The organism is Clostridium sp., from assembly GCF_036639235.1.
Classification (GTDB): domain Bacteria; phylum Bacillota; class Clostridia; order Clostridiales; family Caloramatoraceae; genus Clostridium_AB.
In genome coordinates this window covers 19,731-29,508 of the sequence record NZ_JAVWJB010000021.1, presented here as the reverse complement: position 1 = coordinate 29,508, position 9,778 = coordinate 19,731, and the positions used below count along the sequence as shown (strand labels likewise).

Annotated in this window: 8 protein-coding genes and 2 tRNA genes; all 10 read right to left on the bottom strand. The window is 34.9% G+C overall.

The features are described 5' to 3' along the window. Positions 1 to 382: 382 nt before the first annotated feature. A tRNA-Met gene (locus tag RR539_RS06775) sits at positions 383 to 459 on the bottom strand. A 55-nt stretch (positions 460 to 514) separates the two neighbouring features. Then, positions 515 to 589 (bottom strand) — tRNA-Asn (locus tag RR539_RS06770). A 190-nt stretch (positions 590 to 779) separates the two neighbouring features. After that, positions 780 to 2,306: a lysine--tRNA ligase gene (lysS, locus tag RR539_RS06765; protein ID WP_332473584.1), complete on the bottom strand. Its 1,527-nt coding sequence runs from the start codon at positions 2,304 to 2,306 to the stop codon at positions 780 to 782. An 18-nt stretch (positions 2,307 to 2,324) separates the two neighbouring features. Continuing rightward, the gene (gene greA, locus RR539_RS06760) at positions 2,325 to 2,807 is read right to left on the bottom strand and encodes a transcription elongation factor GreA (protein WP_332473585.1); all 483 of its coding nucleotides are present in this window, start codon (positions 2,805 to 2,807) and stop codon (positions 2,325 to 2,327) included. Between the two features lie 227 nt (positions 2,808 to 3,034). Then, positions 3,035 to 4,000, bottom strand: coding sequence for a tRNA dihydrouridine synthase DusB (gene dusB, locus RR539_RS06755; protein ID WP_332473586.1), 966 nt, complete (start codon positions 3,998 to 4,000; stop codon positions 3,035 to 3,037). Positions 4,001 to 4,009: 9 nt separating this feature from the next. Continuing rightward, positions 4,010 to 4,792, bottom strand: coding sequence for a type III pantothenate kinase (locus tag RR539_RS06750; protein ID WP_332473587.1), 783 nt, complete (start codon positions 4,790 to 4,792; stop codon positions 4,010 to 4,012). A 21-nt stretch (positions 4,793 to 4,813) separates the two neighbouring features. After that, a complete protein-coding gene (locus RR539_RS06745) occupies positions 4,814 to 5,797 on the bottom strand; it encodes a biotin--[acetyl-CoA-carboxylase] ligase (RefSeq protein ID WP_332473588.1) in 984 nt (327 codons plus the stop codon). Positions 5,798 to 5,940: 143 nt separating this feature from the next. Next, a complete protein-coding gene (gene hisC / locus RR539_RS06740) occupies positions 5,941 to 7,023 on the bottom strand; it encodes a histidinol-phosphate transaminase (protein WP_332473589.1) in 1,083 nt (360 codons plus the stop codon). Positions 7,024 to 7,090: 67 nt separating this feature from the next. Beyond that, the gene (gene ftsH, locus RR539_RS06735; RefSeq protein WP_332473590.1) at positions 7,091 to 9,118 is read right to left on the bottom strand and encodes an ATP-dependent zinc metalloprotease FtsH; all 2,028 of its coding nucleotides are present in this window, start codon (positions 9,116 to 9,118) and stop codon (positions 7,091 to 7,093) included. A 119-nt stretch (positions 9,119 to 9,237) separates the two neighbouring features. Continuing rightward, positions 9,238 to 9,777, bottom strand: coding sequence for a hypoxanthine phosphoribosyltransferase (gene hpt / locus RR539_RS06730; protein WP_332473591.1), 540 nt, complete (start codon positions 9,775 to 9,777; stop codon positions 9,238 to 9,240). Position 9,778 lies beyond the last annotated feature (1 nt).

Here is a 9,778-nt window from a genome sequence, read left to right as displayed (position 1 = left end):
CAAAAATTATTGTACGCTCGCTATATGTTTTACTGTTTAGTTTTCAATGACCAAAATCACTTGTTTAGTTTAACATCAGTCAACTTTATTGTCAACATTTATTTTAAACTTTTTTCTCAGCCCTCAAGTGTTCCTTAAGGACAAGATTTATTATACCCCCATATTTATAATATGTAAACCCCTTTTTGAAATATTTTTATATATTTTTTTATTCTTATTATAAAGTCTCGTTTAATATAGGTTTACTAGGGTTTTTAGATCTTACATGACTCCTATTAACAACCAAGTTACATACTATATCTCAATAGACATAGTGATATGATATATAAATCAATATATAAGTAGACATAAAAAAAGAACATGTCATTAAACAACATGTTCTTGGTGGCGGCAGAGGGAGTCGAACCCCCGACCCTTCGGGTATGAACCGAATGCTCTGGCCAGCTGAGCTATGCAGCCACGTTACATAATCTATATTCTTGGGAAAATAAAAAGCCCTAGGGCTAGTTTGTATTGGCTCCGCGGAGAGGACTCGAACCTCCAACCTATCGGTTAACAGCCGAGTGCTCCACCATTGAGCTACCGCGGAACGTCTTACATATGTTATTATAACACCATTTTTTAATTTTTCAAGTGTTTTTTTTACTTTTTTTATAAACTTTTTATGGTGATATTTTCTTTGTAATTCCTATATTATATACTTCTCTATTGTATCTTTTTTAAGTCCACTTATTATAGATAATAATAAAAATAAAAGCTGCCTAAAAGGCAGCTTTATATTAGTTCTTTTGAATTGGCTTCATTGTTGGGAATAGTAGTACGTCTCTAATTGATGATGAGTTCGTTAAGAACATAATCAGTCTGTCTACACCTATTCCTAGTCCTCCAGTTGGCGGAAGACCTATTTCAAGGGCATTTACAAAATCGTCGTCAGTTTGGAATGCTTCATCATCACCAAGCTCCTTCTCTCTTGTTTGCTGCTCAAATCTACCTCTTTGGTCTATTGGATCGTTAAGCTCTGAGTATGCGTTAGCTATTTCTCTACCGTATACAAATGCTTCAAATCTTTCAGTTAGAGTAGGATCACTTGGCTTTCTCTTTGAAAGTGGTGAAATCTCAACTGGGTAATCTGTAATAAATGTAGGTTGTACTATGTTCTTCTCTCCATATACTTCAAATGCAGCATTTAGGATATCTCCCCATGTACAATCCTTAAGATCCTTAACAAGTTCTCCTTCAAGCTTAAGAGTCTTAGCTACTTCTCTAGCAGCTTCATTTGACTTATGCTCGTTAAAGTCAACTCCTGAGTATTCCTTAACTATATCAACCATTGAAATTCTCTTCCAAGGTGCCTTAAAGTCGATTTCAGTTCCTTCGTAATCAACCTTAGTTGATCCTAGAACTTCCATACATACTGTTGATATAAGGTTCTCAGTAAGTTCCATCATGTCATTATAGTCAGCGTATGCTTCGTATATTTCAATAACGTCAAACTCTGGGTTATGTCTTACACTTATACCTTCATTTCTAAAACTCTTACCAAGTTCATATACCTTTTCAAATCCACCTACAATTAGTCTCTTAAGGTATAGCTCTGGTGCAATTCTTAGGAATAGATCAATGTCTAGTGCATTTGAGTGAGTCTCAAATGGTCTTGCAGCTGCTCCTGACGCTATTGGTGATAGCGTTGGTGTTTCAACTTCAAGGAAATCTCTATCATCAAGGAATCTTCTGATTGCTCTTATAATTTGAGTTCTCTTCATAAATGTATCTCTTACATCCTTGTTAACAATAAGATCTACATATCTTTGTCTATATCTAAGATCTGGGTCACGAAGTCCGTGCCATTTCTCAGGTAATGGTCTTAAAGCCTTTGTAAGTAGTGTAAAGTCTGTAACTTCAAGTGATGTTTCACCTGTTTTAGTCTTAAATACCTTACCTTCTACCCCTATAATATCTCCAAGGTCTAGAGTCTTGTAAAACTTAAGTTTATCTTCACCTAGAATATCTAGTTTAGTGTAAATTTGGATTTTTCCGTATCTATCGTGTACATCTGAGAATCCAGCCTTACCATGAACTCTTTTTGACATAAGTCTTCCAGCAACCTTAACTATAGTTCCTTCTAATGAGTCAAAGTTTTCTTTAACTTCTTGTGATGTATGAGTTCTATCGTATCTTGTTACATGAAATGGATCTTCACCCTTTGCTTGAAGCTCTTCAAGTTTTTGAAGTCTTTGCATCATATACTGATTATATTCTTCTTCAAGCTTGTTTAGATCCAATGAATTAATTTCTTCATTTGACATTGACTATACCTCCAATTTTTATCGTCTTCTTATCCCAAGTACTTCGTAAGTGATTGTTCCGTCTGGAATTTGTATCTCAACAACGTCTCCAATTTTAGCGCCTACTAATCCAGCACCAATTGGAGCTTCGTTAGAAATCTTCATCTCAGCTGGATCTGCTTCTGCTGAACCAACTATAGTAATTTCCATTTCGTCACCGAATTCTTTATCTAGTACTTTAACTGTTGCTCCAACTGAAACAACGTCTGTTTTTATATCTTCGTCATCAATTATTTTAGCATTTTTAAGCATGTTTTCAAGGGTAGCAATTCTTCCCTCTGTAAACGCTTGCTCGTTTTTAGCTTCATCGTACTCTGAGTTCTCACTTAGATCTCCGTATGAAACAGCTACCTTAATCTTTTCAGTTACTTCTTTTCTTTTAACCGTTTTAAGGTATTCTAATTCGTCTTCTATCTTCTTTACACCTTCGTAAGTTAAAACTACTTGCTTATTTTCGCTCATGGATATCTCCCCTTTAACGTTATAAAATATCTTATCCCCACTATATGCAGGAAATATATATCATAGAAATAAAAATACCTATTATTCATAAAGAATAAACAGGTTATATAGATGAGTTTATATTATAACTGGGTAATAGGCAAACTGCCTATTACCCTCTTTTCATTACGTCATATTATAAGACTCATACTCTATGTTGTCAATATGTTTGCTTATTTACATTTTTTCTATAAAATGGATTCCCTGTATTCCTTAAGGTAATTCTCCATTTCGTCCTTAGATGTCATTTTGTTAATTCCATCTCTAATAGCAGCAGCATCTTTCATACCCTTAATATACCATGCTATATGTTTTCTCATCTCAATAACCCCACTATACCCCTTAAACTCCTCTGCAAGTTCTAAATGGTATAATGCTGTATCTATTCTATCAAGGGCTGGTACTTCTTCTATTATATTTCCTGTTTCTAGATAGTGCACTACCCTTTTAAATAGGAATGGATTACCCATAGCAGCCCGGCCTATCATAATTGCATCGCAGCCTGTATGATCAAATAACGCCTTAGCATCCTCAGGTGAACGTACATCTCCATTACCTATTAAAGGTATATTAATAGATTCCTTAACCTTCTTAATTATGTCCCAATCTGCATGCCCTTCATACATCTGCATTCTAGTTCTTCCGTGTATACCTATAGCAGATGCACCTGATGCTTCAATCATCTTAGCAAATTCTACAGCATTAACCGATGAATCATCCCATCCCTTTCTAATCTTAACAGTAACAGGCTTTTTCGCCTTAGATACAACTGACTTAATAACCTTCTCAGCAAGTGCTGGGTCCTTCATAAGTGCTGAACCATCACTATTTTTAACTATTTTAGGTGCAGGGCATCCCATATTAATATCTATTATAGATACTTTGTCGTTATCACCAATTGTTTCTGCCATATAACCCATAATTTCCGGGTCTGAGCCAAAAATCTGAGCAGCTGTTTTGCCTTCTCTATCATCAATATCAAGCATAAGACCTGTTTTCTCACTGCCATAATACATACCCTTAGAACTTATCATCTCAGTATATGTCATGCCACAGTTTTGACTTTTGCATATAATTCTATAGGCCTTGTCTGTAACTCCTGCCATAGGAGCTAAAAATACATTGTTTTCTGGTATAAAATTTCCTATCTTCATAATTATCACCTAAATAATTTTGTTTTTTTCGTGTATTATTCTAAGTCCTTCTAATGTAAGGTTCTCATTATACTCGTTAATTGTTTTTGTATGAGGCATTATAAGCTTTGAAAGACCTCCTGTTGAAACAACATACACATCCTCTTCACCTAATCTTGCCATTTCACTTTTCATATTCTCTACTATATAGTCTATACTTCCAACATATCCATAAATAATACCTGATTGCATACTTTGAATAGTGTTTTTGCATATAAAAGTTTTTGGAGAAACAAGTTCTATTCTAGGAAGCTTTGCCGCCCTATTAAATAAAGCATCTGACGAAATCTTAATTCCAGGCATAATTGAACCACCATAATAGTCGCCATTTTTTCCAACAGCACAAAATGTAGTTGCTGTTCCAAAGTCTACAATAATTAGTGGCTTATTATATATTTCAAGTGCTGCAACAGCATTAACTATTCTATCTGCTCCAACTTCCTTTGGATTATCGTATTTAATATTAATACCTGTTTTAACACCAGGGCCTACAACCATAGGCTCAACATTAAAGTACCTTCTTATGCCCCTTTCTAGGGAATACATAATATTTGGTACAACAGATGATATCATAACATCAGTTACCTTACCGTAATCAATATCTGCTATTTCAAATAGGTTAATCATCATAACCCCATATTCATCTGCTGTTTTTTCTTCACTTGTTGATATTCTCCAATGAGTTATAAGTTTATCACCTTCATATACACCAATTACTACATTAGTATTTCCTACATCAAATACAAGTAACATATTATATCCTCGCTTTAAATATTATTGGGGTAAATAGGATTCTTTCCCCCTAATTGATATATCTCCACCAACTACGCTTTGAATTTTCCCACTTTCATCCTCTACAACAAGGTATCCTTCATTATCTATATCAATAACCTTAGCTGTATATGTTTTAAAAGGATTAGATATATTAACTATCTTTCCTATTAATGCTGAGGATGATTTTAGTTCATTAACAAATGCTGATATTCCACTTACCTTAAACTTCTCATAGTTTATCTCAAAGCTATTTAAAATACTAGCTATAATTTTCTTTCTTTGAGTTTCAACTTCCTTCTCTATAAAAATAGAAGTAGCCTTGTGGTCTATTTCACTTGAAAGAGAACTTTGGTTAACATTAATCCCCATTCCTACAATAATGTAGTTTAGCTTATCCATTTCTCCGTCCATTTCGGTTAATATACCACAAACCTTTTTCCCATTAAGTATTATATCGTTTGGCCACTTAATAGAGAATTCTAATCCTGTAGCTTCATATAATCCCTCAGCAGCAGATAATGCTACTATCTGAGTAATCCCCGGTGCCATAAATGGAGGAATATTTGGACGAAGTAAAATAGACATTGCTATATTCTGCCCAGCTGAATCTTCCCATACTCTACTAAGTCTACCTCTTCCCTTAGTCTGATTATCACATAAAACAACAAGGCCCTCTCCCCTACCTTCCTTAGCTAGAAGTGCAACCTCATCATTAGTTGACCCTATTTCCCTATGAAACTCAATGTTCCAGTTAATATGCCTTCTATTAAGAAGTGGAGAAATCTCCTCACTTGTTATTACATCAAAACCTTCTAAAAGCTTGTAACCCTTTTTAGATGAGGACTCTATATTATAACCAAGTTCCTTAAGTTTATTAATACTTTTCCAAACTGAGGTTCTAGAAACATTTAAGCTTTTGCTCATTTCTTCCCCTGATACATAATCTTTAGTTGACTTTAAGTATTCAAGAACTATATTTTTCATATATATCACCTTTTTTACTGAAATTATAACATAAAAAAACATTCCTAAGAACAGGAATGCTTAGATTGTTTCTAAAGACTTATACAATAACATAAAATATAAATTTTAAATAGAGGCTGCTAAATTAATTAGCAGCCTCTATTTTATCTATTTGTTACTTTCTTAAAACAATCAATGAAGGCCCTATTCTCTTCCTCACTGCCTATTGTTACTCTAATATATGTACCACCCATTGGTCTTATAATAACGCCAAGTTTTTGCATATTTTCAAAAACCTCTCCTGCTGGGAAGCCCGAGTCTAGGAAAATATGATTTGCATATGACTTAACGTATTTTACTGAGAGCTTATCAAATTCATTATATAGGAATTTCTTTCCCTCTAAATTCTTATTAATACTTTCATTTAAAAACTCATCATCATTAAGTGCCGCAACAGCTGCTTCCTGGGCTAAAAGATTTACGTTAAATGGTCCACGAACCCTATTAAGTGCATCTATAATTTCACTTGATGCCATAGTATACCCAACTCTTAATGCTGCAAGGCCGTACGCCTTTGAGAAGGTTCTAAGTACAACAATATTAGAATTGTTTTTCACAAGGTCAACACTATTTCTTGGGTAATTTTCATGATCAGCATATTCATTGTACGCCTCATCATAAACAACAAGTACACTTTCATCAATTCCCTCTAGAAAGCTTTCAAGTTCACTATCTGTAAATATAGTTCCTGTAGGATTATTTGGATTACATAGCCATATAAGCTTAGTTTTTGAGTTGATCTTATCCTTCATAGAAGCTAAATCATATTTAAAGTCCTTAAGTGGAACAACTACTGGAGTTGCACCCATTATCTTTGTAGCTGTAATATACCTTGGGAAGGTTATATCTGCCATTATAACCTCATCACCATGACTTAAGTATGCCCTTGAAATAATATCTATCATTTCGTCAGACCCACAGCTTGGAAGTACACATTCAAATGGAATGTTAAACTTCTTTGAAATAGTCTCTCTTAGTATTGTTGAATTACCGTCTGGATATATGGCTAGGTTATCAACTGCCCCTTTGATAGCCTCCTTAGCTTTAGGTGAGCATCCAAATGGATTTTCATTAGATGCAAGCTTAATAACATTATCAATGCCATACTCTCTTTTTACATCCTCAACAGGCTTACCTGGTTCATAGGCTAAAATATCCTTAATCTCTTCCCTTTGTTTAATTTTCATTACATAACCCCCTATGTTTCAAAAAGGCCCTATATCATAACGATATAGAGCCTTAATTTAATCTAATCTATTTTTTCTCATCAGTTGAAGTGTTATCTTCATCTGATAGGTTGTTGTTACCTTCTAATTCTTGATTAGATTCATTTGATGAATCAGTTTCTGTATCATCTTCAGCCTTCTTTTCTTCTATGGCCTCAAGTGCTTTTTTCTCTTCAGCTGCCTTCTTAGCTGCCTTCTTAGCTGCAAGTTCTTCTTCTTTCTTCTTAATGTCTTCAACTGTTTGACCATTAAAAATAGCTTCAAACTCATCAGCTTCTAGCTTCTCCCTTTCAAGTAGAGCTTCTGATACCCTATGTAGTGTATCTATGTTCTCCCTTAAAAGAGTTTCTGCCTTATTGTATCCTTCTATAACAAATGCTTTAATCTCTTCATCAACCTTAGAAGCTATAACCTCACTGTAGTTTCTTGACTTATTAAAGTCACGTCCTAGGAATACTTCACCCTGGTCTTCTCCAAATTCGATAGGACCTAGGTTATCACTCATACCGTACTTAGTAACCATTTCTCTAGCTATTCTTGTAGCTCTGTGAATATCATTACTTGCACCTGTACTTATATCATCAAGAACAATCTTCTCTGCAACTCTTCCACCTAAAAGCCCAGCAATCTGTGCCTTTAAATCTCCCTTAGTTGCATAGTTTCTATCTTCTTGAGGAAGTGATAGAGTATATCCTCCTGCTCTTCCACGAGGAATAATACTAATCTCGTGAACAGGGTCACAGTTAGGAATAAGTCTCATAACTATCGCATGACCTGCTTCATGGTAGGCTGTAAGTTTCTTTTCTTTGTCACTCATAACCCTACTCTTCTTCTCAGGACCTGCTATAACTCTTGTAATAGCCTCTTCAAGTTCGTTCATTCCAATTCTCTTCTTACCTCTTCTAACAGCAAGTAGAGCAGCCTCATTCATAAGGTTTTCAAGATCTGCACCAGTAAATCCTGGAGTTCTCTTTGCAAGTACTGCAAGGTCTACCTTATTTGAAAGTGGCTTATTCTTAGAATGTACCTTAAGTATCTCCTCACGTCCCTTAACGTCTGGAGCATTAACAACTACCTGTCTATCAAATCTACCTGGTCTAAGTAGAGCAGGATCTAGAATATCTGGTCTGTTAGTTGCAGCTATCATGATGATACCTTCATTAACTCCGAAACCGTCCATTTCAACAAGTAATTGGTTAAGTGTTTGTTCCCTCTCGTCATGTCCTCCACCAAGACCTGCACCTCTTTGTCTACCTACCGCATCGATTTCATCGATAAATACTATACAAGGAGCATTCTTCTTAGCATTTTCGAATAGGTCACGTACTCTTGACGCACCAACCCCAACGAACATTTCTACGAAGTCTGAACCACTTATGCTAAAGAATGGAACACCTGCTTCACCGGCAACAGCCTTAGCGATTAGGGTCTTACCTGTTCCTGGAGGACCAACTAGTAGTACTCCCTTAGGAATTCTAGCACCAAGTTCTATGTATTTTTTAGGATGCTTTAAGAAATCTACAACCTCTTGAAGCTCCACCTTCTCTTCATCTGCTCCAGCTACATCCTTAAATGTAACCTTTCGCTTATCATTTGTAGCAAGTTTGGCCTTGCTCTTACCGAAGTTCATAACTCCCTTGCCGCCACCACCTTGTGATTGCTGCATAAAGAAGAATAGGAATCCTACCATCATAAGAATAAGTAGTAAATTTGGTAATAGTGATAACCATATTGGATATTGTGTTGGAGCTATAAACTCAACATCAACTTTTTTATCATGTGTTCTGTTATAATCTGTAATGATTTTTTGGAATTCAGTGGATGAACCTAGTGTTGATATAAACTTGGTTCCGTCATTAAGCTCTCCTGATACCTGTAGATCTTCAAGGCTTACAACTAACTTCTTAACCTCACCTTTATCCATTTTAGTTACTAGGGATGAATACCCTATTTTTGTTTTCTTTGGAGCTGCATTTGAATATAAGGATACAGCTATAACTAAGGCAGCAATAATAAAAATCCATGCCATTAAGCTCTTTAATAAGGATTTTTTCATTGTAGACCCCCTTTCTAATTATAAGCCATACATTTTAGCAGTTTTCGCTTTATAGCTTTACCTATAATTATATCACAAAGTAGGATTATCATTCCACAATTATAGAAAATTTAAGTAAATTACTTGCTATAAACTTCCTCTTTAGGAACTCCTATATATGGTAATTGTCTAAATCTATCTGCATAGTCAATTCCATACCCTACTACGAAATAATCAGGTATTTCAAAGCCTATATAATCAGCTTTAATGTCGGCCTTTCTTCTCTCTGGCTTATCAAGTAAACAACAAACCTTAAGAGATTTAGGCTTTCTTGCTTTAAGGTATTGGCATAGGTACTTAAGTGTAGTACCCGTATCTATTATATCTTCTATAATAACTACGTCTTTCCCTTCTATATCATAGTTAAGATCCTTAAGAATTCTAACTATTCCTGAGGAAGTAGTAGAATTACCATAACTTGAAACTGCCATAAAGTCAATCTCAACCTCTATGTCCATCTCTCTTATAATATCTGATAAAAATACAACTGACCCCTTTAAAATACCAATACAAAGAACTCTTTTACCTCTGTATTCATCTGATATGATTTTTGCTAGTTCCTTAACCTTTGCTGCAATTTCTTCCTTTGTGTATAATACCTCTTTAATTAGATTATGCATT

Bases quoted from the DNA above. Each gene is read 5' to 3' on its own strand.
- lysS (WP_332473584.1), bottom strand. From the start codon at position 2,306: ATGTCAAATGAAGAAATTAATTCATTGGATCTAAACAAGCTTGAAGAA.
- greA (WP_332473585.1), bottom strand. From the start codon at position 2,807: ATGAGCGAAAATAAGCAAGTAGTTTTAACTTACGAAGGTGTAAAGAAG.
- dusB (WP_332473586.1), bottom strand. From the start codon at position 4,000: ATGAAGATAGGAAATTTTATACCAGAAAACAATGTATTTTTAGCTCCT.
- RR539_RS06750 (WP_332473587.1), bottom strand. From the start codon at position 4,792: ATGTTACTTGTATTTGATGTAGGAAATACTAATGTAGTAATTGGTGTA.
- RR539_RS06745 (WP_332473588.1), bottom strand. From the start codon at position 5,797: ATGAAAAATATAGTTCTTGAATACTTAAAGTCAACTAAAGATTATGTA.
- hisC (WP_332473589.1), bottom strand. From the start codon at position 7,023: ATGAAAATTAAACAAAGGGAAGAGATTAAGGATATTTTAGCCTATGAA.
- ftsH (WP_332473590.1), bottom strand. From the start codon at position 9,118: ATGAAAAAATCCTTATTAAAGAGCTTAATGGCATGGATTTTTATTATT.
- hpt (WP_332473591.1), bottom strand. From the start codon at position 9,777: ATGCATAATCTAATTAAAGAGGTATTATACACAAAGGAAGAAATTGCA.